Origin of the sequence: Paraburkholderia sediminicola, from assembly GCF_902859805.1 — a bacterium.
Taxonomy (GTDB): Bacteria; Pseudomonadota; Gammaproteobacteria; order Burkholderiales; family Burkholderiaceae; genus Paraburkholderia; species Paraburkholderia sediminicola.
On record NZ_CADIKC010000003.1, the window covers coordinates 68,064 to 92,930 of the forward strand.

Genomic DNA, 24,867 nt, shown 5'->3' on the forward strand with positions numbered 1-24,867 from the left:
CGTTGCAACGACTCGCCGGATGGTCCGGCGCATATCGGCATCGAGAGGGGACAAACATGAGACGGCACACCGTCGTGCAATTCGCATGCGGCCTGGCGCTGCTCGGCGCACTGGGCGTCACGGCCGCGTTGAGTGGTTGCGGCGGCGCATCGCAATCCAGCGGCAGCACTGGCACGGGTAACACGCAAGCCAGCGCCGGAACACCGGCCAGCACGCCGGGTGCATCCGGCACACTGGCCACCAAAAAGATGCTGCTCGTCGAACTCGACGGCGTGACGTATAGCGCGCTGAGCGCGGGTATCGCCAGCGGCAAGCTGCCCAATCTTGCGAAGCTGACCGTGGCGCCTGCGTACAGCGGCGGTGTCAATGGCACGCTCTCGCAGCAACCGAACCTCGACACTCCGGGTTGGGCGACTGTCCTGACCGGCACGTGGGCCGATCGTCATCAGATCAACTCCGACGCTCCCAATCAGGCCTCGCACAGCAGCACCGTGTTTCAGATGCTCAAGAGCGCGGGGGCCGGCACGGTGGGTGCGGCCGTCGATTCGAGCGGTCTCGCGGCCTTGCTGACACCGGATCAGAATGCCGGCAATCTCGACACGCTGGTGAACTGCGCGTCGGTCGACGCCTGCGTCACGCAGAACAGCGTGAGCCTGATCGACAACGGCTACTCGCTGGTGGTCGCGCAATATCATTCGGCGCAGGACGCCGCGCTGAACGACGGCTTGTCGTCGGCGAACTATGCGAGCACGTTGGCGCAACTGGATATTGCGCTCGGCACGCTCGTCGCCGAAACGGCCAAACGCAGCAACGAAAACTGGCTGGTCGTGGTGACCAGCAGTCACGGTCTGAACGCGGCCGGCGGCACTGACGGCTTGCCGCTGCCCGCTGAATCGACCAGCTTCATCGCGCTGAATCAGGCGCCGAATGCGCGCCTCGGCAACACCACCGCACCGGCCACGATGGCCGCGCTCTACACGCGCGCCAGCATCGCCGACGTCACGCCGACCCTGCTCGCCTATAAGGGCGTGCTGCCGGATCCCAGCGCCTATGCGCTCGACGGCGGCCAGTTCATCGGCGCCACGCCTGTGTCGCAACTGCTCGGCGCCACCGGTAGCGATAACGCCAGCCTCGTCCTCACGTGGACGGCGCCTGCCACCGGCGCGATCAGCGTGCTGCGCAACGGCACCTTGATCGCGAGCCTGCCTGCCGGCACCGCGACCTATACCGACAGCCAGCTCGGCCTGACGGCCACCGGCGTCTACCCGTTCAACTACACGGTGGTGGCCGGTACCGCGCCGCTCGCGACGATCACGCAAGTCGTGTACGTGCAACCGCCGCCGCCTCCTCCTCCGCCACCGCCGCTCGCGACCACGTTGACCACCGGCCTCTCGAGCTACTACCCGTTCGGCGCGCTGCCGCCGGTCGACCGTCTGAACGCCAGCACGATGGGCCCGTGGGCTGTGGACGCCGACGGCGGCTCGCTGGTCGCCGACCCGTTCGGTGGCAAGGGCTTGCAGATCGACACGCATACGGTCGACAGCAATGGCTTCGATGGCTACAAGCTCACGCAGACCAACGACGTCACGACCCACGCGCAATTCACGATCGGCTTCTGGTTCTACACCTCGTGCGCGAATCTCACGGGCAACGGCACGCCGGTAGTCTCGAACAAGAACTACTACTCGGGCGGCAATGCCGGCATCGCAATCGGCCTGTTCCCGGGTTCGAGCGCGAGCTGCAACATCCGCTTCAATCTCGGCGACGGCAGCACGCGCAACGACATCAACAGCCTGAACGTCAGCGCCAACAAGTGGACCTATCTCGCGCTGACCATCGACACGGCCGCGAAGAAGATCAACGCGTACGTCTTCGATCCGGTGCTCGGCGAGCAGAAGGTGCTGGGCCAGGCGCTGAGCATCAACATCGCCAAGCTGCCGGGCCTCGGCGTGTTCGGCCTGAACGAAGACGGTACGGGCAAGTACTACATGAACGCCTGTAACGACACGCCGCCGTACACCGTCGGCAAGTGCGCGGCGACCCCGCCGGACGTGCAGGCGTTCAGCGACCTCGCGCTGTGGACCCGTGTCGTCACCGAAACCGAGCTGCAGTCGATCTTCGGGTCGGGCCAGCCGCTGTCCACCCTCACTCACTGACCGGAGTCCCGCGATGAACCCGACGACTTCTTTTTTGAAAGCGCCTGAGACGAATGAGGCGGGCGAGGCGCGTTGCAAGCCCACGACCTCCACGTCCACATCGACGCAGCGCGGGCCGCGGCGTATGCGAGGCCTGCTGACAGCCGCGGCCTTGTGTGCGCTGTGCGTATCGATGGCCGGTTGCGGCGACGGTTCGAGCAGCAGCGCCAGCAATGGCGCAAGCGGTTCCGCCACCGCCGCGAACAACGCGGCGGCCGGCGCGGGCGGCGCAAGCGCGCCGGTGCCGATCGTCGCGGCGCCTGCTTCCGGTGCGTGTGCCGCACTGGGTGCGAGCGCCACGCAGCCGTTGCAGAACACGCAACTCGTCTGCGCGCCCTGATGCGCTGTTTGCCGGGTGCGCTTTGCCGCCGGTCTGCCGAGCCATTGGCTGCGGCGACCCGGCAAGTGCACAGATTCTGACGACCCCAACACGCCAAACATGACCTCACTGGACCGCCGTACCTTCCTGCGCAGCGCCGCAGGCGCCGCCGCGCTCAGCCTGTTTCCGCCCGCGATCCGCCGCGCGCTTGCGATTCCTGCGAACAACACGACCGGCACCATCAACGACGTTCAGCACGTCGTCATCTTCATGCAGGAGAACCGCTCGTTCGATCATTACTTCGGCACGCTGCCGGGCGTGCGCGGCTTTAGCGACCGCTTCACGATTCCGCAACCGGGTGGCACGACCGTCTTCCAGCAGAACGACGGCACGCGCACCGTGCTGCCGTTCTACCTCGACAGTACCCAGGGCAATGCGCTGCTGGCCGGCGGCCCGCATTCGTGGAGCGACGCGCATCAGGCATGGGATAACGGCCGCATGACGCAGTGGCCGAAAGCCAAGGGCGATGTCTCGATGGGTTACCTGAAGCAGGCTGACCTGCCGTTCCATGTCGCGCTGGCGAATGCCTTCACGATCTGCGACGCCTACCACTGCTCGCTGCATGGCGGCACCAACTCGAACCGGATCTTCCTTTGGACCGGCACCAATGGCGCGAGCGCCGGCGCCAATCCGGTCGTCAACAACGACGGCTGGGACGGCCTCGGCGCGTCGGCCACCGGCCTCACGTGGACGACTTATCCGGAGCGCCTGCAGGCGGCCGGCGTGAGCTGGAAGGTCTACCAGAACATGCCGGACAACTACACGGACAACTCGCTCGCCGGCTTTGCGACTTACCGCAAGGTCAACGAGACGCTGCCGGGGTCGCCGTTGTTGCCGTACACGCAGTCGCTGGAAGCGGTGTCGCCTTTGTATAAGGGCATCGGCAATACGATGCCGGATGGCGGCTTTCTGCAAGCGTTGAAAGACGACATCGCGGCCGGGCAGATGCCGCAAGTGAGCTGGATCGTGTCGCCGCAGGCCTACTGCGAGCATCCGGGTGCGTCGACGCCGGGACAGGGCGGCTACTACCTGCAACTGCTGCTCGATACGCTGACGGCCAATCCCGACGTGTGGAGCAAGACCGTGCTGTTCGTCAACTACGACGAGAACGATTGCTTCTTCGATCACATGCCGCCGCCCGATGCACCGAGCAAAAATGCCGACGGCACGTTCGCGGGCAAATCGACCGTCAACACGCAGTACGAATACTTCACCAAGGCCAACCCGCCGGGCGATTCGTCGCCGACCGTGCCGGACGGAAATTGCTTCGGACCGGGCCCGCGTGTGCCAATGTTCGTCGTGTCGCCGTGGAGCACTGGCGGCTGGGTGAATTCGCAAGTGTTCGACCATACGTCCGTGCTGCGTTTTCTGGAGCAGCGTTTCGGCGTGACCGAAACCAACATCAGTCCGTGGCGGCGTGCGGTGTGCGGCGATCTGACATCCGCATTCAACTTTCGCAATCCGAACGATGCGCCGGTGGCGTCGCTGCCCGCACCGACCAAAGCCCAGGCCGATGCGCAGCACACGCAGCAAAGCGCCTTGGGCGCGGTGCCGGTACCGCCGGCGGCGAGTCAGCAGATGCCGCAACAGGCGCTGATGTCGCGGCCTTCGCGTGCCTTGCCGTACCTGTTGCACGTGAGTGCCAATGCCGACGTGCAGGACGGTTTGATCTGGCTGATTTTCAGCAACACAGGCACAGCCGGCGCCGTGTTCCACGTGTACGACCAGTTGCATCTCGACCGGGCGCCGCGCCGCTATACCGTTGAAGCAGGCAAGGAGCTATCGGATTCGTGGGCCGCGCTTGCCGACGATCACGGCAACTACAGCCTCTGGGTTCTCGGGCCGAACGGTTTTCATCGCTCGTTCCAGGGCAGCGTGACGTCAGTCGCGACCGGGCCGAATCCGGAAGTGCGCGTGTGCTACGACGTCGTCAACAATGCCGTCTATCTGACGATCATGAACACGGGTAACGCGACGGCTAATGTCACGGTCACCTCGAACGCGTATCGCAGCGACGGTCCGTGGACCTACGCGGTTCCGGCAGGGATGCAGGTCGAGCCGTACTGGTCGGTGAGCGCCGTGGGTGGCTGGTACGACTTCACGCTGGCTGCACCGGGTGGGTTGACGCGGCGCTTTGCAGGCCGTGTCGAAACCGGCAAGGACAGCGTCAGCGATCCGGCGATGGGCGCGGCGAGTTAGGGAAGCAGCAGTATCGCGTTGTATGCGCGAGGAGTGGCGCTTGATGGAGTCAGCTTCTGCTGACTCCTTTTTTTTGCTGTCTGTTGCGACGATCGCGCTGCCGATTGGCGGCTGCCATGCATGAAGCCGGCTGCGCCCGCGTGTGAGTGCAGCCGGTTCCTGCCAGTGATCGACTACTTGGCCTCGGAGGCCGCTGCCGCGCCGGACGGTTGGACCAGTTCGAAGCACGCTGCCTTCGATTTCGCATCGGGCGACGACGGGTCGACGCATTTGAACGCGCTCTGATCGCGCTGAACGAAGATCGTATCGGTTGGGCCGGCATTGCCGCGCGCGCCGTTCACGACGGCGACGATCTTGTAGCCGTCCTGCAGCAACGTCGAGAGCGTGAGCGAACTGGCGCGCCACTGACTGTCGGGCGGCGTTTGGGCAAGGGCGGTGAGCGGCGATGCGGCGGCGAGAAGCGTGCTGGATGCGGTGGCCACGGCAAGCGCGGCGGTGCGGAACGTCATCAAGAAACCTCCTTGAAGTTGCTGTTTGGGAAAGCCAAAACAAAAAAGCCGCTGACCTTGTGGATCAGCGGCTTCTTCTTGCAACTGGTGGCGAATCAGGGACTCGAACCCCGGACCTGCGGATTATGATTCCGTCGCTCTAACCAACTGAGCTAATTCGCCGAAAGAAGCGAGATTATGAGGATAGGGCCGGAGGCTGTCAACCCCCGGCGCGCAACTTTTTTAAATTGCCCGGGCTGTCAGGTGTTCAGTCCTGTGCGTAGATGTCCGAGTCCTTGGTTTCCCTGACGAACAGCAGGCCGATCACGAGCGTGATGAGCGCGACCACAATCGGATACCACAGCCCCGAATAGATGTTGCCCTTGGCCGCGACAATTGCGAAGGCGGTCGCGGGCAGGAAGCCGCCGAACCAGCCATTGCCGATGTGATACGGCAGCGACATCGAGGTGTAGCGGATGCGCGTCGGGAACATCTCCACCAGCATCGCCGCAATCGGCCCGTAGACCATCGTCACGTAGATCATCATGATCGTCAGGATCACCACGCTCATCGGCCAGTTGATCTGCGACGGATCGGCCTTGGGCGGATAACCGGCGGTCTTCAGCGTCGTAGCCAGAGTCTTGTCGAACGCCTTGCCCTGGTCCTTGGCGTCGGCGGCTTTGCCGTCATACGTGTTGATCACGGTATCGCCGACCTTGATCTCCGCCAGCGAACCAGCGGGCGCCGCGACGTTCTCATAGTTCAAACCGGCTTTCGAGAGCGCGCTCTTGGCGATATCGCAGGAGCTCGTGAACTTCGCCGTGCCGACCGGATTGAACTGGAACGAGCACTCGTCCGGATTTGCGATCACCACGATCGGCGCCTTTGCCGTGGCCGCTTCCAGCGCCGGGTTCGTGTAGTGAGTGAGCGCCTTGAACAGCGGGAAGTACGTGCAGGCAGCAATCAGCAGGCCGGCCATGATGATCGGCTTGCGGCCGATGCGGTCCGACAGCGAGCCGAAGAACAGGAAGAACGGCGTGCCGATCAGGAGCGCGATCGCGATCAGGATGTTGGCCGTTGCGCCATCGACCTTCAGCGTCTGCGTCAGGAAGAACAGCGTGTAGAACTGACCCGTGTACCAGACCACAGCCTGGCCGGCGGTCAGGCCGATCAGCGCGAGGATCACGATCTTCAGGTTCTTCCATTGACCGAATGCTTCGGTCAGCGGCGCCTTCGAGGTCTTGCCTTCGGCCTTGATGCGCTCGAACACCGGCGATTCATGCAGTTGCAGGCGAATCCACACCGACACGCCGAGCAGGATGATCGACGCGATGAACGGAATGCGCCAGCCCCATGCGCCGAACGCGTCTTCGCCCATCGCCGTGCGCACGCCGAGAATCACCAGCAGCGACAGGAACAGGCCAAGCGTGGCGGTGGTCTGGATCCACGCGGTGTAGAAACCGCGGCGTCCCGGCGGCGCATGTTCTGCAACGTAGGTGGCCGCACCGCCGTATTCGCCGCCGAGTGCCAGACCCTGCAGCATGCGCATCGCGATGAAGATCACCGGCGATGCAATGCCGAGCGATGCATAACCGGGCAGGAAGCCGACCAGGAAGGTCGACAGACCCATGATCACGATCGTGACGAGGAACGTGTACTTGCGCCCGACCATGTCGCCGAGGCGCCCGAATACGATCGCGCCGAACGGCCGTACCGCGAAGCCCGCGGCGAAACTCAGGAGCGTAAAGATGAAAGCGGCAGTCGGATTGACGCCGGAGAAGAAGCTCTTGCTGATGAAGATTGCAAGTGAGCCGGCCAGATAGAAGTCGTACCACTCGAAAACCGTACCTAGCGACGATGCGAAGATCACCCGCTTCTCATCGTGCGTCATCGGCACGTGCGAGATTTGCCCGCCAACGGTAGCCATATGTCGTCTCCAATATTGATATGTGCACGCGGTCCGCCGGCAAAGGCGTTCCCGTGAAACCGATTATTGGAGTGGAAACTTACGGCGTACTGACGTGGAGGGGTGAAATGGCAGTTTCCGCCATGCGCAGGAAAGTTCCATCAAAATTCGCTAAATGTCGCCTAAGTTCTTATAATTTTCGACAAATGCATCTCAATATGGCGACGGATCAGGCGTGGATTTTTGCACTCCTAGGGTAAGTCCCGTGCCCGTTCGAGCACGTGCAAGCTGACACGCACGAGCGTTCCTGCAAGCCGTGGAGAGTTTTGATAGACGTTATCGTCGATCGTCATCTCTCCGCCGTGCATCATCGTGATCTCGCGGACGATCGCAAGCCCAAGGCCGCTGCCGTCGCCTTCGCGGCCGAGAATCCGGTAAAAACGCTCGACCACCCGCGAGCGTTCGGCCACGGGAATGCCGAGCCCGGTGTCTTCTACTTCCAGATGCACGAGTCGCGCGGTCACGTCGTGCCGCACCCGTACGGTGATCCGCCCGCTGGCCGGCGTGTAGCGGATCGCGTTGTCGATCAGATTCGACAGCATTTCCCGCAACATGACCGGATTGCCGTCGACTTCGACCGGCTCTTCGGGGGCTTCGTAGCCGAGGTCCATCTGCTTGGCGAGCGCGGCCTGCACCCAGTCACGCACCGCGCTGCGCGCCACCTCGGTCACCTCGACCGGCGTGAAAATCTGGCCGGACATGCGGTTTTCTGCGCGCGCCAGCGCCAGCAACTGAGTGACGAGGCGCGCCGCGTGCTCCGAGCTGGTGGCGATCTGTTCGAGCGAGCGGTGGACTTCCGCGGAGGCGTCCTGGCGCAGCGCGAGCTCAGCCTGGGTGCGCAGACCGGCAAGCGGCGTTTTCATCTGATGCGCGGCATCGGCGATAAAGCGCTTTTGCAACTCCATATTCTGTTCGAGGCGCGTCAGCAGATCGTTGAACGACGTCACCAGCGGCTCAATTTCCGGCGGCGCGCGGCGGGCTTCGAGCGGCGACAGATCGTCCGGGCGGCGCGCGCGGATATGCGCCTGCAGGGCATGCAGCGGCGCGAGTCCGCGCGACAGGCCGAACCACACCAGCAGGATCGCCAGCGGCAGGATCACGAACTGCGGCAGGATCACGCCTTTGATGATGTCGTTGGCAAGCTGGCTGCGTTTGTCGAGCGTTTCGCCGACCTGCACCAGCACCGGCTGAGCGCCGGGCGTTTGCGGAAACTCGACGGTCGTATAGGCGACACGGATATCGTTGCCGCGCAGCACGTCGTCGCGGAATTCGACGAGGCCCGGTGGCGGCCGGTCTTCCTCGTGCGGCAGCGGCATGTCGCGCTCGCCGCCCACCAGTTCGCCGCGCGTGCCGAGCACCTGATAGAACACGCTGTCGACGTTGTCGGCGCGCAGAAAGTCGCGGGTGGAGTCGGGCAGCGAGAGCTCAGCCACGCCGTTGATCGGATGGATCTGGCGGGCGAGCACGTAGGCGTCGGTTTCGAGCGCGCGGTCGAACGGACCGTTGGCGATCGACTTGGCGACCAGATAGGTGACCGCGAGGCTCATCGGCCAAAGCAGCAGGAGCGGCGCCAGCATCCAGTCCAGAATCTCGCCGAACAGCGAGCGCGGGCGTGCTTCGGCGGCGGCTTCGGTCTCGTCGGGCGGGGCGAACGGATTGGCGTAGCGCTCGTCGCGCACCTCGTCGAGGTCCGCCGCGTGCGCCGTGGCGCGATCTGCGCGTGCGGACATGGGGGCCCTCTATTTGAAGTGATGGCTCGCGGGCATCGCGGCCGAGGGGGGCGAAGAAGGCGAGGAGGGCGGCTCGGATTCGGCGGGTGGGTTGGCGCTCTGGTTCACGTTTGACGGCAGGGCAGCTTTCTCGAGGCAGTACCCGAGGCCCCGCACAGTAATGATGCGTACGCCGCTCGGCTCGATCTTCTTGCGCAGCCGGTGCACGTAGACTTCGATCGCGTTATTGCTGACTTCTTCGCCCCATTCGCACAGATGATCGACGAGCTGTTCCTTCGACACCAGCCGGCCGATCCGCTGCAGCAGCACTTCGAGCAAACCGAGTTCGCGCGCCGACAGGTCGATCACCTGCTCGTTGACATAGGCGATCCGGCCGACCTGGTCGAACGACAGCGAGCCGTGCCGCACCACGGTCGGGCCGCCGCCGGCGCCGCGCCGGGTCAGGGCGCGTACGCGCGCCTCGAGTTCGTTCAGCGCGAAGGGTTTGGCCATGTAGTCGTCGGCGCCGAGATCGAGGCCTTTGACGCGTTCGTCGACACTGTCCGCCGCCGTGAGGATGAGCACTGGCACGTTCGAGTTGCGCGCGCGCAGGCGGCGCAGCACCTCGAGCCCGGACATGCGCGGCAGGCCCAGATCGAGGATCAGCAGGTCGAAAGTTTGCATCGACAGGGCGGTGTCGGCCTCGACGCCGTTCTTCACATGATCGACGGCATAGGCCGATTGGCGGAGTGATCGAACCAGACCGTCCGCGAGTATGCTGTCGTCTTCGGCAATCAGAATTCGCATGGTGCGCAAGCCTGGCCTTGCCGGCACCGCGGGGTGTCCCCCCGGCGCACAGCGGTCTCCGAAAATTATTGTGGGTAGTTGGGCAGTGCGACGGTAAAAATGCGCGTTCGCATGAGAATCGCGCTTGCCAAAACTACTGTTTTTTTATACAGTGTCTGAGTTTCGTGTGCTGTCCGTCACGAGTAGGTTAAAACTCGGGGCTGCACATCTGCCTCAGACGCCGTTCATCATAGCAAAGGACGATTCATGGAAGAAAGCAAGAAAGGCTCGGCTGGACTGACTGCTGAAAAGAGCAAGGCACTCGCTGCCGCGCTTGCGCAGATCGAAAAGCAGTTCGGCAAAGGGTCGGTCATGCGGCTCGGCGCAGGTGAGGCGGTCGAAGATATTCAGGTGGTCTCAACGGGATCACTCGGCCTCGATATCGCGCTGGGCGTCGGCGGTTTGCCGCGTGGCCGGGTGGTCGAAATCTACGGTCCGGAGTCATCCGGTAAAACCACGCTGACGCTGCAAGTCGTCGCCGAAATGCAGAAGCTCGGCGGCACGGCAGCGTTTATCGACGCGGAACACGCGCTGGATATCCAGTACGCGGGCAAGCTCGGCGTGAACGTCAACGAACTGCTGGTTTCGCAGCCGGACACCGGCGAGCAGGCGCTCGAAATCGCCGACGCACTCGTGCGCTCGGGCTCGATCGACATGATCGTGATCGACTCGGTCGCGGCACTCGTGCCGAAGGCTGAAATCGAAGGCGAAATGGGCGACTCGCTGCCGGGTCTGCAAGCGCGTCTGATGTCGCAAGCGCTGCGCAAGCTTACCGGCACGATCAAGCGCACCAACTGCCTCGTGATCTTCATCAACCAGATCCGTATGAAGATCGGTGTGATGTTCGGCAACCCGGAAACCACCACGGGTGGTAACGCGCTGAAGTTCTACGCGTCGGTGCGTCTGGACATTCGCCGGATCGGTTCGATCAAGAAGAACGACGAAGTGATCGGTAACGAAACGCGCGTGAAGGTGGTGAAGAACAAGGTTGCGCCGCCGTTCCGCGAAGCGATTTTCGACATTCTGTATGGCGAGGGCATCTCCCGTCAGGGCGAAGTCATCGACCTCGGTGTGCAAGCCAAGATTGTCGACAAGGCCGGCGCCTGGTACAGCTACAACGGCGAACGTATTGGTCAGGGCAAGGACAACGCGCGTGAATTCCTGCGCGAAAATCCGGACATCGCTCGTGAGATCGAAAACCGTATCCGCGAATCGCTGGGCGTGAATGCCATGGCGGAAGCGGTGACCGGTGCAGCCGCCGAAGTCGCGGGCGAAGAAGAGTAACCAGCACGTGATACGCAAGGGCCGGCCGTCGTCCAACGCTGGACACAACGCGGACGGCCCGCGTGACGGAGGCGACGATTCGTTCGAGTCGTCGTCATCCTCTTCCTCTTCGTCGACTTCCTCATCCACTTCCCGGTCCACCCGGTCGTTTGGGCGGTCGTCGGGAAAGTCGTCCAGCAGTTCGGCCGGTAGTTCATCCGGTAATTCGTTCAGTCGCTCATCCGGTTCATCGTTCGGCAAGTCTTCTGGAAGCTCTTTCGGGCGTTCCACTTCACGTTCACCGCGCGATTTTGCCGGCAATGCTGCCCCCAGACGCTCATACGCATCAGATTCCGATCCCTTTGCCGCAGCCGGCGAAGCCGATCCCTTCGAATCGTTCGACGCGCACGATCGCGCCGCAGGTCGCCAGCCGCAGTCTGATCCCTCCGCGCAGGCTGACGCGGATCCGTCCGAAACTACCTATAGCCGCTCGCGCCGCGCGCCTGGTGAGGCGAAGCCGGAACAGGACGAGGCAAAAAAATCCCAACGCCCGGCCCGTTCGCTAAAAGGACGTGCGCTCGGCTATTTGTCCCGGCGTGAATACAGCCGCTCCGAACTGGCGCGAAAGCTGAAGCCGTTCGTCGAGGAAACCGATTCGCTCGATACCTTGCTCGATTCGCTGGAAGCCGAAAACTGGCTGTCGGACTCGCGGTTTGCCGAAAGCCTGATCCATCGGCGCTCGTCGCGCTTGGGCGCGAGCCGGATCGTCGGCGAATTGAAGCAGCATGCGGTCGACCAGACGCTGGTCGAAGAAGCCAGTGCGCAACTGCGCGAAACCGAACTGGCGCGCGCCCAAGCCGTTTGGCGGAAGAAATTCGACCGGCTTCCCGAAACCGCTGCCGAGCGCGCCAAGCAGGCGCGCTTTCTGGCATCGCGCGGTTTCTCGGGCGCGACGATCGGCAAAATTCTCAAGGGGTTCGACGAGGAGTGATGCGGCGACTTGCTGCGCTATCCCGTTTGGCGCACAGCGCTTGCCGGATACCCGCGCGCTTCCTACTTTGAGATAGCGTCTGCCGCGCTCTCCGGCCTGCTGGGCGGCCCTGCGCATTCCGGCCTGTCTCAAATACCCAGTATGCTAAAATTCGTGGGTTTTCCAATCCGGCCTTTCCTTCCCGCATGCCGCTCTCCCCGCCAGTATCCCGTCAGTTGCGCCACCGTCGCGCAATCAGAGCGGAAGCCTATGAGCGAGCCGATGGCCTGTGGGATGTGGAAGCGTGCTTGACCGACGAAAAACCGCGCGATGTGGTGCTTGCGTCGGGCGTCCGGCCCAATGGTCAGCCGATCCATGAACTCTGGCTTCGCATCACCATCGATCGCAAGCTCAACGTCGTCGACGCCGAAGCGTCGTCCGACTGGGTGCCCTATCCAGGGTTGTGCCAGGCCAGCAATCCCGCCTACCGTGCCCTCATCGGGCTCAATCTGTTCCACAACTTCCGTCGCGATGCTGCCCGTTTGCTGGCCGGCACGGCTGGCTGCACGCATCTCACCGAGTTGTGCGCGCTTTTGCCGACCGCCGCAATCCAGGCGTTCGCCGGCGACGTGTGGAACACCAATGACGACACGCCGGGCGACGCGGCGAGTTCCGGGACCGAGCAGTCCAGAAGCAAAGACAGCACAGACGAGCATTCCAAAAACAAACCGCCATTCCAGCTGGGACGCTGCCACGCGCTGCGTTTCGACGGCGAGGCGGTGCAACAGTTTTATCCGCGCTGGTATGGCCGCGCTCCGTATACAGCGGATCGCGCGGCATCGTCAGGCGACGGGGCAGCCCGCCAGACAGGTGAGGGCGGCAACGCGTCCGGCATGAACGACGGCAGCGGAAACGAAGTTCAATCCAACTCTCAGACTGAAGGGAATCACGCATGAAGATTCACGAGTACCAGGGTAAGGAAATCCTGCGGAAATTCGGCGTCGCGGTACCGCGCGGCAAGCCGGTCTTCTCGGTGGATGATGCGGTCAAGGCCGCGGAAGAGCTCGGCGGCCCGGTATGGGTCGTGAAGGCTCAGATCCACGCGGGTGGCCGTGGCAAGGGCGGCGGCGTGAAGGTCGCCAAGTCGCTGGAACAGGTTCGTGAATTCTCGAACCAGATCCTCGGCATGCAACTCGTCACGCACCAGACCGGTCCGGAAGGCCAGAAGGTGAATCGTCTGCTGATCGAAGAAGGCGCTGACATCAAGAAGGAACTGTATGTCGGCCTGGTGATCGATCGCGTTTCGCAGAAGATCGTCGTGATGGCATCGAGCGAAGGCGGCATGGACGTCGAAGAAGTCGCGGAAAAGACGCCTGAGCTGATCCACAAGATCGCCGTCGACCCGTCGACCGGTCTGAAAGACGCTGAAGCCGACGAGCTCGCAACGAAGATCGGCGTGCCCGCCGCTTCGCTGCCGCAAGCACGCGCGATCCTGCAAGGCCTGTACAAGGCATTCTGGGAAACCGACGCATCGCTGGCCGAAATCAACCCGCTGATCCTGACCGGCGACGGCAAGGTCATCGCGTTGGACGCGAAGTTCAACTTCGATTCGAACGCACTGTTCCGTCACCCGGAAATCGTCGCGTATCGCGATCTGGACGAAGAAGATCCGGCTGAAGTCGAAGCGTCGAAGTTCGACCTCGCCTACATCTCGCTCGACGGCAACATCGGCTGCCTCGTGAACGGCGCTGGCCTCGCAATGGCAACGATGGACACCATCAAGCTGTTCGGCGGCGAACCGGCGAACTTCCTGGACGTGGGCGGTGGCGCCACGACCGAGAAGGTCACGGAAGCGTTCAAGATCATGCTGAAGAACCCGAACCTGACCGCGATTCTGGTCAACATTTTCGGCGGCATCATGCGCTGCGACGTGATCGCGGAAGGCGTGATCGCGGCGTCGAAGGCCGTGTCGCTGAAGGTGCCGCTCGTCGTCCGCATGAAGGGCACGAACGAAGACCTCGGCAAGAAGATGCTCGCTGAATCCGGTCTGCCGATCATCGCGGCAGACAGCATGGAAGAAGCGGCTCAGAAGGTCGTCGCGGCCGCTGCGGGCAAGGCGTAAGCCAAACCCCAAGCGCGTTTACCAGGATTACGAATGGCGGCGCGTGAGTGGCGCAACAGCGACGCGGGCGAGAACATTCCGCTTCGCGGCGCCACCGCATGACGCCAAACGAACAGAGGTTTATACATGTCGATTCTGATTAACAAAGACACCAAGGTCATCACGCAGGGCATTACCGGCAAGACCGGTCAGTTCCATACGCGTGCTTGCCGTGAATATGCAAACGGCCGCGAAGCGTACGTTGCAGGCGTGAACCCGAAGAAGGCCGGCGAAGATTTCGAAGGCATTCCTATCTACGCTAGCGTTGCTGAAGCCAAGGCTGAAACGGGCGCGACCGTGTCGGTGATTTACGTTCCGCCGGCAGGCGCTGCTGCGGCAATCTGGGAAGCGGTTGAAGCTGACCTGGACCTCGCCATCTGTATCACGGAAGGCATTCCTGTCCGTGACATGATCGAGCTCAAGGCACGCATGCGCGCGAAGAACAGCAAGACGCTGCTGCTCGGACCGAACTGCCCGGGCACGATCACGCCGGACGAACTGAAGATCGGCATCATGCCGGGTCACATCCACCGCAAGGGCCGCATCGGCGTCGTGTCGCGTTCGGGCACGCTGACGTATGAAGCAGTCGGCCAATTGACGGCGATCGGTCTCGGCCAATCGTCGGCAGTCGGTATCGGCGGCGACCCGATCAACGGTCTGAAGCACATCGACGTGATGAAGATGTTCAACGACGATCCGGAAACGGACGCCGTCATCATGATCGGCGAAATCGGTGGTCCGGACGAAGCGAATGCTGCTGAGTGGATCAAGGACAACATGAAGAAGCCGGTGGTTGGCTTTATCGCTGGTGTTACGGCGCCTCCGGGCAAGCGCATGGGCCACGCCGGCGCGCTGATCTCGGGCGGTGCGGACACGGCTGAAGCCAAGCTGGAAATCATGGACGCATGCGGTATCAAGGTCACGAAGAACCCGTCGGAAATGGCGCGTCTTCTGAAGGCGATGCTGTAATTCGAAATTTGCGGCTCGTACAGCGCATTTTTTGATACGCTTACGAGATCCTTTCGTAAGCGTGCAGTTCTAAAAAGCGGGGGAGTCTAGACTCCTCCGCTTTTTTATTGCCTGCGCGTCCGATTCCTTCTTATTCTTTCGCTCATGCTCGAGTTCTTTGCCACGCTCCACTGGGGCGCAGTCATTCAGATCATCGTCATCGACATCCTGCTGGGTGGTGACAATGCTGTCGTGATCGCGCTTGCCTGTCGCAACCTGCCGCCCGCGCAGCGTACGAAAGGCGTGCTGTGGGGCACGGCCGGCGCCATCGTGCTGCGCGTCGCGCTGATTGCATTCGCCGTGGCGCTACTCGACGTGCCGTTGCTGAAATTCGCCGGCGGCCTGTTGCTGCTGTGGATCGGCGTACGTTTGATGGCGCCCGCGCATGATGTTCACGAGAACATCAAGCCGGCCGACAAGCTGATATCGGCGATCAAGACCATCATCATCGCGGATGCCGTGATGAGTCTCGACAATGTGATCGCGATTGCCGGCGCGGCCGAGGCGGCCGACCCCGAGCATCGCCTTGCGTTGGTGATTTTCGGGCTGGTGGTGAGCATTCCGCTGATCGTGTGGGGCAGCCAGCTGGTGCTGAAGTTGCTCGACCGTTTTCCGATCGTCATCACGCTCGGCGCCGCGCTTCTCGGCTGGATTGCGGGCGGCCTGATCGTCAATGATCCCGCAGGCGACCGTTGGCCGATTCTCGATACGCCGCTGGCCGAGTACGGTATGAGCGTCGCCGGTGCGCTGTTTGTCGTGATCCTCGGGTATCTGCTCAAGCGCCGCAACGCGCATCGCGCTGCGGCGTGACGCTGATTGACTGGCTGAGCTGAACATCGCCGCTTTAGTGCGGCGTTAGCCATTCGGCTGACTGTGTCGAACGCGCGCCGCTGGCTACGATTGAAACGCCTGTCCCCGATTCGAGGGGCAGGCGTTTTTCGTTTCAGGAGCCTGCCGATGACCATAACCTTGCCGTATTCCCCTCTTTCACAGTCCACGCCTTCGTCCCGGAACGCGTTCGAACGAGCGCGCTGGGCCGTGCCGCTCGCACGTGCCTGTCGCCGCTTCGGTTCCGGTTTCGGCTTTACGCTGATCGAGCTGATGATCGTGCTGGCAATTGTCGGCGTGATCGCGGCCTATGCGATTCCGGCGTATCAGGACTATCTGGCCCGCAGCCGCGTCGGTGAGGGCCTCTCGCTGGCTGCATCCGCGCGGCTCGCGGTGTCCGAAAACGCTGCCAGCGGCAATGCGTTCGGCGGCGGTTATGCGTCGCCGCCTGCCACCCGCAACGTCGAATCCGTTCACGTCGATGACGATACTGGGCAGATCACTGTCGCCTTCACGACGCGCGTCGCGCCTGCCGGGTCGAACACGCTGACTCTCGTGCCCTCGGTGCCGGACAATGCCGACGCACCCACCGCGCGAATCGCCTTGAGCAAGGGCGCAGTGCAGTCGGGGGCGGTCACCTGGGAATGTTTCGTCGGCGGCAAAACGGCCTCTTCGTTGCCTGCGCCAGGTGGCGGACCAGCGCCGGCCGATACGCCGTCCTTACCGTCGAATCTTGCACCGCCGGAGTGCCGCGCGTAAGCAATGGGGAGAAAGATCGGGTGAGTTGTTATCCGAACGTAAAACGCTGATTTTCGGGATATTTCAGCCCAGCCGGCGCACAGCAGGAGAATTTTTTTGTATAGTGCGCCGGTTGCTGACGCCCTCCCGGTTACTCGATGCCCACCCCATTTGCGCGCTACCTGTCTCTCATTCTGTTGGCTCTCGCGTTGGTGCTGCCTTATGCAGTCGCCAACCACACGTATCCGATTCCGACCTTCTACGCTGAATTCACGGCGCTCGCGCTGTACCTGCTGACGGGCGCCGGCGTCGCGTTGCTGGTGTGGACGGCGAGGCCGCGCGTGACGTTTGCTTCGCCCGTGGTCGCGCTGGTGCCGTTGCTGTTCGGATTGGTGCTGGTGGCGCAGTCGGTGCTGTTGCCGGTCTCGCAGCCGTCGATGAACTGGCTCGGCGGCGGTTACCTGCTCGCCGCATTCATGGCGACTCACGCGGGCTACGGCTTCACACGCGTCAAGCTGAATGAAACAGCACTGCGCTGGGCAGCGGGGGCGTTGATTGTCGGCGGCCTGTTTGCGGTGTTTTGCCAGGTGATCCAGCTGTTTCACCTCGAAGTGCGCGTATCGCCGCTGGTCGTCGCGTACAACGTGACCGTCGAGCGCCGGCCGTTCGGCAATATGGCGCAGGCGAACCACCTGGCCACCTATATCGCATTCGCGATGGCAGGTGCGCTGTTCCTCGTCCAGACACGCCGGATTGCCGTCAGCATCTGGCTGCTCGTGTCGACGATTTTTGCCATTGGACTCGCGCTGACCGTGTCGCGCGGCCCCTGGCTGCAGATGGGTGTGATCGTGGTGGCGGGTTTCTGGATGGCCTTCGCGCAGACGCGTAACCAGCCGCAGTTCCGCCGCAGCAATCGCGAATGGCTGATCCCGATCGGGTTGGCCGTGCTGTTCTTCGTCATCAATGCATTGATCCGTTGGGCCAATGTGCACTATCACCTGGAGCTTGGGCAGTCGGCAGCCGAGCGCTTCAAGGACGCCGGCCAGATCGCGCCGCGGCTTGCACTATGGAAGTACGGCTGGACGATGTTCAAGGCGCATCCGTTGCTGGGTGTCGGCTGGGGCGAGTTTCCGAGTTACCAGTTCGAGTATGTGAAGTCGCTGGGCGGCGTCGAGATCGCCAATAATTCGCACGACATTTTCATCGACCTGCTGGCGAAGACGGGTTTGATCGGCCTTGCGATCGTGCTGTTCGGCCTGATTACGTGGCTGGTGCGTGTGGTTCACGCACCGCAGAGCGCCGCGCGCGTATTCGGCGTCGCGTTGATCGGCGTGCTGGTCATGCATGCGCTCGTCGAATATCCGCAGCAGTACATGTTCTTCCTGCTACCGGCGATGTTCGTGTTCGGCTTGCTTGAAACGCGTTCGCTGCGGCTCGTGCCTGGCCGCCTGTCGTTCGGTGCGTTTGCTGTGGTCGTGTTCGGCGGGATCGCCGCGCTGTATCCGGTGTATCGCGACTATGCGCGCGCCGAGGTGCTGTATTACGGCTCGCGGCCTGCCGAGCAGTATCGTGCGGATCCGTCGTTCCTGTTCCAGGCGTGGGGCGAGTACGGCCTTGCGACGTTGGAGCCGATGAATTCGATGAACCTGCAACACAAGCTCGCCATGCACAAGCAGGCGATCGCGCTGCTGCCGGGCGAAACCGTGCTGCGCCGGTATGCGGTGCTGCAGGCGCTGAGCGGCGATACGGCGGGGGCGTTCGATACCGTCGAGCGTCTGAAGATCTTTGCTCAGGAATTGAAGGACTGGCCGTCGCAGTTGGCCTACGTGTATGAGCTGTGCGACGAGCAGAAAACGCTGACCGGCTTCAAGGCCGAACTGGTCAAGCGCTATGGCATGCCACCGGGCGATGTCAATCAGGACGACGACAGCGAGGACGATTGAACCGCGCTGTCATTCCGTCGCCTGAGTAGCAGTAGAGCGGGGCGATGACGTTGGCCGTCATCAACCCGCTACCCAATCCCCCGATTTTCCGCCGTGCTTCTCCAGCACCTTCACATCGGTGATCGTCATGCCGCGATCCACCGCCTTGCACATGTCGTACACCGTCAGCAGTCCGACCTGCACAGCGGTTAGCGCTTCCATCTCCACGCCCGTGCGTCCCAGCGTTTCCACTTGCACCGTGCAATGCACGCCAGGCAACGTTTCATCGAGCTCGAAGTCCACCTTCACGCGGGTCAGCGCGAGCGGGTGACATAGCGGGATCAGATCGGCGGTGCGCTTCGAGCCTTGAATCGCGGCGATGCGCGCGATTCCGATCACGTCGCCTTTCTTGGCGTTGCCGTCGCGGATCAGCGCGAACGTCTCCGGCAGCATGCGAATCGAGCCGCGCGCGATCGCGATGCGCCTGGTCTCCTGCTTGCTGCCGACGTCCACCATATGCGCCTGGCCGGCCGCGTCGAAATGAGTGAGTTCAGGCATGGTTGGGCTCCTTCAGAGGGCGCCTATCATAGCAGCGTGATTGGGCGGGTCGAGATGATTACAATCACCCTATGCCCGCTATCTTAGTCCGAGCGGCGGGCGCCGCTTTTCGACTTCGTCATATCGACCTCGCGATGCGCTCGAAACGGTTTCTTGCTGCGTTGTTGTCTGTCGCGCTCGCGGCGCCGCCGGGCGCGTACGCGCAATCGCGCGGCGCACCGAACGCGAACACCCAGACGGGCACGACCCTCGCGCTCAACATGCAGTCCGCGGAACCGCCGTTGGAAAGCGGCCCGGTCGAAACCTTTGCCGCCCCGATCGTGCCACCCGACATCGCTCAGGGCGTATTCGGCGTCTATGGCGGCGCGCAGAGCCGCTTCTCCGGCAACGCAGGCGCGACCACCAGCTGGCGCACCCCGATCGTCACGCAGCAACTGCCCGACCTCGGCAACGGCGGCTCCGGCTCGCTGACGCCACAAGCCGAGCGCAAGCTCGGCGAACGCGTGATGCGCGAGTTGCGCCGCGACCCCGACTATCTCGACGACTGGCTCGTGCGCGACTATCTGAACTCGGTCGCGGCGAAACTCTCCGCCGCGGCGAGCGCGCTCTACATTGGTGGCTATCGTCCGGACTTCGAGCTGTTCGCGGTCCGCGACACGCAAATCAACGCCTTTTCGCTGCCCGGCGGTTTTATCGGCGTGAACACCGGTTTGATCGTGACGACGCAAACCGAGTCCGAACTCGCCTCTGTGCTCGGCCACGAGATGGGGCACGTCTTGCAGCGGCACATTTCGCGGATGATCACCACCGGCGAGCGCAGCGGCTATGCCGCGCTCGCCGGCCTGTTGTTCGGCATTCTGGCGGGCGTGCTCGCGCACAGCGGCGATCTCGGCAGCGCGATCGCCATCGGTGGACAGGCCTATGCGGTCGACAACCAGTTGCGTTTTTCGCGCTCCGCCGAGCATGAAGCGGACCGCGTCGGCTTTCTGCTGCTGGCCGGCGCCGGCTACGACCCCTACGCGATGACGACGTTTTTCGGCCGCCTCGATCGCGCGGCGATGAGCGACACCGGCATACCGGCGTACGCGCGCACCCACCCGCTGACTGGCGAGCGGATCGCCGACATGGAAGACCGTGCGCGCCGTGCGCCATACCGGCAACCGCATCAGACCGCCGAATACGGCTTCGTGCGGGCGCGGGCGCGCTTGCTGCAGGACCGCTCGCGCAGTGAATACGCGGATGAGATTTCGCGTCTGCGCTCTGAAATCGAGGACCGTACCGCGGTGAACGTCGCAGCGAACTGGTACGGGATTGCGTATGGGCAGACGCTGCTCGAGCGTTACGACGATGCGGTGGCGTCGCTGGCTTCGGCGCGTGCGGCTTTTGCCGCGGGCGAACGTGGCGAAGGCGAGCCGATGCGCAGTTCGCCGAGTCTCGACGTGCTGGCGGCCGATATTGCGCGCCGCGCTGGGCGTAACGACGAGGCGGCACGTCTCGCCGAGTTTGCGCAGAAGCGCTGGCCGCAGTCGAACGCCGCGATCGACATGCATATCCAGACTTTGCTGACCTTGAAGCGGTTCGCCGACGCGCAGGCTTTGGCCCTGAAGGAAACGCGTGCACAGCCTGATCAACCCGCCTGGTGGATGTATCTCGCGCAGGCGAGCGCCGGCAGTGGCGATCAGTTGACGCAGCATCGGGCGCTCGCCGAAAAATTCGCGCTCGAGGGGGCGTGGCCATCGGCCATCCGGCAGCTGAAGGAAGCGCGGGATCTGAAGGCGATCGGTTACTACGATCTCGCGACCGTCGACGCCCGCTTACATGAAATGGAGAACCGCTATAAAGAGGAGCGGCTTGATGAGAAGAGTTAGGGGTTGCGGTCCTGCGCTATCGGACTGGAATGCGAGGCTGCAAAAGAACCAGAGGATAAATAGTCGGGCAAACGACCTAGACGTGCGCCGCCGGACTATCGACAAACCCAAACCGCGCGGCAACCTCATTTCGCTGCACGCCCTGCAAGGGCAACACAACCTCATTGTTCCAGCGAAACGCGCCGCTCATCGAGTCATCGCCCAACGCTGCGTGGTCGGAAAAAACCTCGAGATCATGATCGTGCAGAACCGCGACTCTCGGCGGCGTCGAGCCGTCGACGAACAGAATTCCACCTTCATCGTCGACAAACACGGCCGTTGGCTCGAAAGCCCCGCCAGCCTGGTCCGTCAAGGAAAGCACGCCGGCGGCATCGGCTGACAACCTCACCACCCACGGCGTATAGCCCAACTCGATATACACCCGCTGCGGGCCGTTCTGGAAAAACCACTGCCCGCGTTCGTCGGCGTCGTAATTCCTGTTGATAAACCCGAGCAAGGCCTCATGCCGGATCGGCGTGCCTGGCGTACCGCTGGCCTGAGCGGCTTCATCCCGCATGCGCCAGTTGCCGCGCCGGTCCAACATCAACCATCCCGTGCAACTCGGCACGTTTGGCCATTTGGCCAAGGCCTGCTTGACGATGTCATCCATGATCGACGTGCTGCTCCAGATAGCCGAGCACGCGCCGCGACAACCAGTCGATGCGGCCCGGGAACGGCCCAGTCATAAAGCCCGCGTGGCCGCCGTGTTCGGGTTGATCGAGTTCCACCGACGCCGACACCTCGTGCCTTGCCGGTAACGCTTCGGCCGGCAGGAACGGGTCATTGCGCGCATTCAGCACCAATGTCGGCACGGTGATCCCAGACAGCAGCGGTCGCGTGGTCGCGCGGCTCCAGTAGTCGTTGGTATCGCGAAAGCCGTGCAGCGGCGCTGTCACCACGTTGTCGAAGTCGTACATCGTGCGGCTCGCCAGCATCGCGTCGCGGTCGAATAGCCCCGGAAACTGCGTCAGCTTCTGCTCGGCCTTCTGCTTCAGCGTCTTCAGGAAACTGCGCGTGTAGATCATGCCGAAACCCTGGGACAACGCGCGGCCGCCGGCGTGCACGTCGATCGGCGTTGAAATCGCGGCGGCGGCCGAGAGCACCGGCGATGCATCTTCGCGCCGCTCGCCGAGCCAGCGCAACAGCACATTGCCGCCGAGCGATACGCCCGCCGCCACGATCCGCCCGCGATGCGTGGCGCGCAAGCGCCGCAGGATCCAGTCGACTTCGTTGCTGTCGGCGAGATGGTAGAAGCGCGGCAACCGGTTCAGTGGCCCGCTGCAACTGCGAAAGTGCGGCACCACGCCGTGCCAGCCGTACTCGCGTGCGGCCGCCATCAAGGTGGCGGCGTAGTGCGATGTAGAACTGCCTTCGAGGCCGTGAAACAGCACGAACAGCGGCGCGTCGTCTGCGGGAATCCTGGCGGGCGTGGCAGGGGTGAGCGCTGAGGCAGGTTTGCCGTCATGCACCACCCAATCGAGATCGATGAAGTCGCCATCCGGCGTATCCCAGCGTTCGCGCCGGAACGCGATCGCCGGGCGGCGCGCAAACAGCGCCGGGACGATGGTCTGCACATGCCGGTTCGGCAGCCAGAGCGGCGCGCGGTAGAGCAGCTCGACGGTGGCCTCGACAGCCGCCGCCGCGGCGCGTGCTGCGCCGGTGGAGGCGGATTGATCGTGCGTCGTCTCCCAATCCCCCATGGGGGATTCGTTCGGGACGGGTGACTTCCTGCGGGGCGTGCTCATGCCAGCGTCAAAGCAAAAAAGATAGAACCGGTGAAACAGGCCGAACAGGCGAAATGCGTTCGCGAGGCGTCAGTGCAACGACCCCTGGCCATGCCGCATCTTGGTCGCGAACTGACTGGCGGCCTCGTTCGGCATCGGGCTCGCGTGAATATGCGCAATTCGCCATTCGCCGCGTTCGTGGACCATCACGTAAGTGGTGAACACCATCGCGGGCGCCGCCTTCGGATCGGCCGGGCGGTGCGCTTCGGCGATGGCGTAGACGACGGTGCCGAGGCTGTCGTAGACGCGAATATCGAGCGGTTCAATCGAAACGGGCGCGGTTTCCAGCTGGATTTGCAAGCCGGCGCGAATGCTGTCGAGGCCGTGCAGGTGGGAGCCGTCGGCGCAGATGCAACTGACGAATTCCTCATCGATCCACAGGCCCATCAAGCTGTCGATATTCACCTCGGCGATGGCCTGGTAATAGGCGTTCAGCGTATCGGCGGCGGCTTCGAAGATATGGGCAAAACGTGGCATGGCTCGTCGGTCTCTTGTGCGCGGCGCGCGGTTGCGGGGCAGCGGTCAGCGGGACAGTCCGGAGCACCGGACAATCGCATCTAAGCGCGAGGATGCCCGCGCCGCAAGGCGCGAACATGACGCGACGCGCTCAGAGCGTGCGGTGTTGCGTGCAAGTATCAGCCGAATCAGTCTGGTTCAACGTTGCGCAAGCAACATGCCGCGCAAATCGCCGAACACCTGCTCGGCACTCAACTGCTTCAGGCAGTTCAGATGCCCGAGCGGACACTCGCGCTGAAAACAGGGGCTGCATTCGAGATGGAGCCATTGTACCTTCGCGAGCTCTGACAAGGGCGGCGTGTGGCGCGGATCGGTCGAACCGTACACGGCCACCAGCGGCCGGCGCAGCGCGGCGGCCACGTGCATCAGGCCGGAATCGTTGGTGACGACCGCGTTGGCCCGTGAGATCAGCGCGCAAGCCTCGCTCAGCGCTGTCTGGCCGCACAGGTTACGCACGTTCGGCGCCTTCTCGGCGATGGCTTGAGCAAGCGGCGCGTCTTTCGGGGAGCCGAGCGCGACGATCTGCGTGTAGGGGAACGACTGGCCGACGATCTGCGCGAGCGCAGCGAAGTGCTCGGGCGGCCAGCGCTTGGCCGGGCCGTACTCGGCACCCGGGCAGAACACCAGCAGCGGCACGCGCGTATCCAGATTGAAGCGCGCCGAGACCCGCGACGCTTCGTTCAGATCCGCGTCGAGCCGCGGCATCGGCAGGTCGTCGGGGACCTTGGCGCCTTGTGCGTAGGCGAGGGCGGCGTAATGACCGACCATCGGCGGGCGCTCGTCCTTGCGCGGATTCGCATGACGGACGTTCAGCAGGCCGTAGCGGCTTTCACCGGTGTAGCCGATGCGCAGCGGAATGCCCGCCATCCACGGAATCAGCGCCGACTTGAGCGAATTCGGCAGGACATAGGCCGCGTCGTAGCCGACATCGCGCAAATCGCTCGCGAGTTGCCAGCGGCGCAGCATTTGCAGCTTGCCGTGCGCGAGGTCCGTGGCGTAGACGTCGCGGATCTCGGGCATGCGTTCGAGCACGGGCGCGACCCACGAGGGCGCGACCGCGTCGATCACGATGCGCGGATGCAATTTCACGAGGCGCGCAAACAGCGGCTGCGCCATCAATGCGTCACCGATCCAGTTCGGTGCGATAACCAACGCGCGACGCATCAGAGTGGGTGTCCGGTGTCGAAACGAAGCGCCGCGCGAACCATGCGCGTGGCGTTCGATTGGGTAAAAGGGGAAAAGCCGCGAGCTTTGCGGCGCGGATCCGGCATGACCGGTCCCGCCGCGGCTGCGGCGTTGCTGCGAAGCGCTTGCGTTGCCGCTGCCTGCTGCAAAAGCACAGCCGGCCCGTCACGTGACGAACCGGGCAACGGGCGCGTCAGCAAAGACGACCGCAAACACCGCCGCAAACGATCAGCGCCCAGTGCTCA

21 protein-coding genes and 1 tRNA gene are annotated in these 24,867 nt (G+C 63.4%); 12 read left to right on the top strand and 10 right to left on the bottom strand.

All coding sequences use genetic code 11. The features are described from left to right. Nucleotides 1–56: 56 nt before the first annotated feature. The 3 genes from R8871_RS12590 (at nucleotide 57) to R8871_RS12600 (ending at nucleotide 4,773) form a co-directional block, all read left to right on the top strand. The gene (locus tag R8871_RS12590; protein ID WP_175050786.1) at nucleotides 57–2,156 is read left to right on the top strand and encodes a LamG-like jellyroll fold domain-containing protein; all 2,100 of its coding nucleotides are present in this window, start codon (nucleotides 57–59) and stop codon (nucleotides 2,154–2,156) included. A gap of 13 nt (nucleotides 2,157–2,169) precedes the next feature. Continuing rightward, nucleotides 2,170–2,535, top strand: a complete 366-nt coding sequence (locus tag R8871_RS12595) for a hypothetical protein (RefSeq protein ID WP_175050787.1) — start codon at nucleotides 2,170–2,172, stop codon at nucleotides 2,533–2,535. A gap of 99 nt (nucleotides 2,536–2,634) precedes the next feature. Further along, complete coding sequence (locus R8871_RS12600; protein WP_175050788.1) at nucleotides 2,635–4,773, top strand: phosphocholine-specific phospholipase C; 2,139 nt, start codon at nucleotides 2,635–2,637, stop codon at nucleotides 4,771–4,773. A gap of 173 nt (nucleotides 4,774–4,946) precedes the next feature. Here R8871_RS12600 and R8871_RS12605 read toward each other — a convergent pair whose 3' ends face one another. The 5 genes from R8871_RS12605 to R8871_RS12625 form a co-directional block, all read right to left on the bottom strand. Next, nucleotides 4,947–5,282, bottom strand: a complete 336-nt coding sequence (locus tag R8871_RS12605) for a hypothetical protein (RefSeq protein WP_175050789.1) — start codon at nucleotides 5,280–5,282, stop codon at nucleotides 4,947–4,949. Between the two features lie 85 nt (nucleotides 5,283–5,367). After that, a tRNA-Met gene (locus R8871_RS12610) sits at nucleotides 5,368–5,444 on the bottom strand. Nucleotides 5,445–5,529: 85 nt separating this feature from the next. Beyond that, nucleotides 5,530–7,188, bottom strand: a complete 1,659-nt coding sequence (locus tag R8871_RS12615; RefSeq protein WP_175050790.1) for an MFS transporter — start codon at nucleotides 7,186–7,188, stop codon at nucleotides 5,530–5,532. A gap of 230 nt (nucleotides 7,189–7,418) precedes the next feature. Then, nucleotides 7,419–8,957, bottom strand: a complete 1,539-nt coding sequence (locus R8871_RS12620) for a sensor histidine kinase (protein ID WP_175050791.1) — start codon at nucleotides 8,955–8,957, stop codon at nucleotides 7,419–7,421. A gap of 9 nt (nucleotides 8,958–8,966) precedes the next feature. Further along, nucleotides 8,967–9,743, bottom strand: coding sequence for a response regulator transcription factor (locus R8871_RS12625; RefSeq protein ID WP_175050792.1), 777 nt, complete (start codon nucleotides 9,741–9,743; stop codon nucleotides 8,967–8,969). Between the two features lie 246 nt (nucleotides 9,744–9,989). Here R8871_RS12625 and recA point away from each other — a divergent pair, with 246 nt between their 5' ends. The 8 genes from recA (at nucleotide 9,990) to R8871_RS12665 (ending at nucleotide 18,693) form a co-directional block, all read left to right on the top strand. After that, nucleotides 9,990–11,066 (top strand): recombinase RecA, encoded by a 1,077-nt coding sequence (gene recA, locus R8871_RS12630; RefSeq protein WP_175050793.1) that lies wholly within the window; start codon nucleotides 9,990–9,992, stop codon nucleotides 11,064–11,066. 7 nt (nucleotides 11,067–11,073) lie between these two features. Continuing rightward, nucleotides 11,074–12,036 carry a recombination regulator RecX gene (gene recX / locus R8871_RS12635; protein WP_246287587.1) on the top strand — a complete coding sequence of 321 codons (963 nt, stop codon included), beginning with the start codon at nucleotides 11,074–11,076 and terminating at the stop codon, nucleotides 12,034–12,036. 185 nt (nucleotides 12,037–12,221) lie between these two features. Then, nucleotides 12,222–12,971, top strand: coding sequence for a DUF2889 domain-containing protein (locus R8871_RS12640; protein ID WP_175050794.1), 750 nt, complete (start codon nucleotides 12,222–12,224; stop codon nucleotides 12,969–12,971). Further along, a complete protein-coding gene (gene sucC, locus R8871_RS12645) occupies nucleotides 12,968–14,137 on the top strand; it encodes an ADP-forming succinate--CoA ligase subunit beta (RefSeq protein WP_120303042.1) in 1,170 nt (389 codons plus the stop codon). Before R8871_RS12640 ends, sucC begins: the two co-directional genes overlap by 4 nt. 126 nt (nucleotides 14,138–14,263) lie before the next feature. Continuing rightward, the gene (sucD, locus tag R8871_RS12650; protein WP_030101039.1) at nucleotides 14,264–15,145 is read left to right on the top strand and encodes a succinate--CoA ligase subunit alpha; all 882 of its coding nucleotides are present in this window, start codon (nucleotides 14,264–14,266) and stop codon (nucleotides 15,143–15,145) included. A 144-nt stretch (nucleotides 15,146–15,289) separates the two neighbouring features. After that, complete coding sequence (locus tag R8871_RS12655; protein WP_175050795.1) at nucleotides 15,290–15,994, top strand: TerC family protein; 705 nt, start codon at nucleotides 15,290–15,292, stop codon at nucleotides 15,992–15,994. 147 nt (nucleotides 15,995–16,141) lie between these two features. After that, nucleotides 16,142–16,771, top strand: a complete 630-nt coding sequence (locus R8871_RS12660; RefSeq protein ID WP_175050796.1) for a pilin — start codon at nucleotides 16,142–16,144, stop codon at nucleotides 16,769–16,771. A gap of 137 nt (nucleotides 16,772–16,908) precedes the next feature. After that, nucleotides 16,909–18,693, top strand: coding sequence for a PglL family O-oligosaccharyltransferase (locus R8871_RS12665; RefSeq protein ID WP_175050797.1), 1,785 nt, complete (start codon nucleotides 16,909–16,911; stop codon nucleotides 18,691–18,693). A gap of 60 nt (nucleotides 18,694–18,753) precedes the next feature. Here the strand turns inward: R8871_RS12665 and moaC are convergent, their stop codons facing one another. After that, on the bottom strand, nucleotides 18,754–19,230 hold the full coding sequence (moaC, locus tag R8871_RS12670) for a cyclic pyranopterin monophosphate synthase MoaC (protein WP_175050798.1): 477 nt from the start codon (nucleotides 19,228–19,230) through the stop codon (nucleotides 18,754–18,756). A 134-nt stretch (nucleotides 19,231–19,364) separates the two neighbouring features. On the opposite strand from moaC, the gene R8871_RS12675 reads away from it, so the two are divergent. Further along, nucleotides 19,365–21,098, top strand: coding sequence for a M48 family metalloprotease (locus R8871_RS12675; protein WP_175050799.1), 1,734 nt, complete (start codon nucleotides 19,365–19,367; stop codon nucleotides 21,096–21,098). Between the two features lie 76 nt (nucleotides 21,099–21,174). Here the strand turns inward: R8871_RS12675 and R8871_RS12680 are convergent, their stop codons facing one another. The 4 genes from R8871_RS12680 to waaF form a co-directional block, all read right to left on the bottom strand. Beyond that, on the bottom strand, nucleotides 21,175–21,747 hold the full coding sequence (locus tag R8871_RS12680; RefSeq protein ID WP_175050800.1) for a DUF2946 family protein: 573 nt from the start codon (nucleotides 21,745–21,747) through the stop codon (nucleotides 21,175–21,177). Next, complete coding sequence (locus R8871_RS12685) at nucleotides 21,740–22,837, bottom strand: YheT family hydrolase (protein ID WP_246287556.1); 1,098 nt, start codon at nucleotides 22,835–22,837, stop codon at nucleotides 21,740–21,742. Before R8871_RS12685 ends, R8871_RS12680 begins: the two co-directional genes overlap by 8 nt. 114 nt (nucleotides 22,838–22,951) lie before the next feature. Further along, nucleotides 22,952–23,398 (bottom strand): nuclear transport factor 2 family protein, encoded by a 447-nt coding sequence (locus tag R8871_RS12690; RefSeq protein ID WP_097390333.1) that lies wholly within the window; start codon nucleotides 23,396–23,398, stop codon nucleotides 22,952–22,954. 177 nt (nucleotides 23,399–23,575) lie between these two features. Beyond that, nucleotides 23,576–24,601 (bottom strand): lipopolysaccharide heptosyltransferase II, encoded by a 1,026-nt coding sequence (waaF, locus tag R8871_RS12695; RefSeq protein ID WP_097390332.1) that lies wholly within the window; start codon nucleotides 24,599–24,601, stop codon nucleotides 23,576–23,578. Between the last annotated feature and the right edge of the window lie 266 nt (nucleotides 24,602–24,867).

Bases quoted from the DNA above. Each gene is read 5' to 3' on its own strand.
- R8871_RS12595 (WP_175050787.1), top strand. From the start codon at position 2,170: ATGAACCCGACGACTTCTTTTTTGAAAGCGCCTGAGACGAATGAGGCG.
- waaF (WP_097390332.1), bottom strand. From the start codon at position 24,601: ATGCGTCGCGCGTTGGTTATCGCACCGAACTGGATCGGTGACGCATTG.
- sucD (WP_030101039.1), top strand. From the start codon at position 14,264: ATGTCGATTCTGATTAACAAAGACACCAAGGTCATCACGCAGGGCATT.
- R8871_RS12690 (WP_097390333.1), bottom strand. From the start codon at position 23,398: ATGCCACGTTTTGCCCATATCTTCGAAGCCGCCGCCGATACGCTGAAC.
- R8871_RS12675 (WP_175050799.1), top strand. From the start codon at position 19,365: ATGCGCTCGAAACGGTTTCTTGCTGCGTTGTTGTCTGTCGCGCTCGCG.
- moaC (WP_175050798.1), bottom strand. From the start codon at position 19,230: ATGCCTGAACTCACTCATTTCGACGCGGCCGGCCAGGCGCATATGGTG.
- R8871_RS12680 (WP_175050800.1), bottom strand. From the start codon at position 21,747: ATGGATGACATCGTCAAGCAGGCCTTGGCCAAATGGCCAAACGTGCCG.
- R8871_RS12620 (WP_175050791.1), bottom strand. From the start codon at position 8,957: ATGTCCGCACGCGCAGATCGCGCCACGGCGCACGCGGCGGACCTCGAC.
- R8871_RS12685 (WP_246287556.1), bottom strand. From the start codon at position 22,837: ATGGGGGATTGGGAGACGACGCACGATCAATCCGCCTCCACCGGCGCA.
- R8871_RS12615 (WP_175050790.1), bottom strand. From the start codon at position 7,188: ATGGCTACCGTTGGCGGGCAAATCTCGCACGTGCCGATGACGCACGAT.
- R8871_RS12590 (WP_175050786.1), top strand. From the start codon at position 57: ATGAGACGGCACACCGTCGTGCAATTCGCATGCGGCCTGGCGCTGCTC.
- R8871_RS12665 (WP_175050797.1), top strand. From the start codon at position 16,909: ATGCCCACCCCATTTGCGCGCTACCTGTCTCTCATTCTGTTGGCTCTC.
- recA (WP_175050793.1), top strand. From the start codon at position 9,990: ATGGAAGAAAGCAAGAAAGGCTCGGCTGGACTGACTGCTGAAAAGAGC.
- R8871_RS12660 (WP_175050796.1), top strand. From the start codon at position 16,142: ATGACCATAACCTTGCCGTATTCCCCTCTTTCACAGTCCACGCCTTCG.
- R8871_RS12625 (WP_175050792.1), bottom strand. From the start codon at position 9,743: ATGCGAATTCTGATTGCCGAAGACGACAGCATACTCGCGGACGGTCTG.
- sucC (WP_120303042.1), top strand. From the start codon at position 12,968: ATGAAGATTCACGAGTACCAGGGTAAGGAAATCCTGCGGAAATTCGGC.
- R8871_RS12605 (WP_175050789.1), bottom strand. From the start codon at position 5,282: ATGACGTTCCGCACCGCCGCGCTTGCCGTGGCCACCGCATCCAGCACG.
- R8871_RS12655 (WP_175050795.1), top strand. From the start codon at position 15,290: ATGCTCGAGTTCTTTGCCACGCTCCACTGGGGCGCAGTCATTCAGATC.
- R8871_RS12600 (WP_175050788.1), top strand. From the start codon at position 2,635: ATGACCTCACTGGACCGCCGTACCTTCCTGCGCAGCGCCGCAGGCGCC.
- R8871_RS12640 (WP_175050794.1), top strand. From the start codon at position 12,222: ATGCCGCTCTCCCCGCCAGTATCCCGTCAGTTGCGCCACCGTCGCGCA.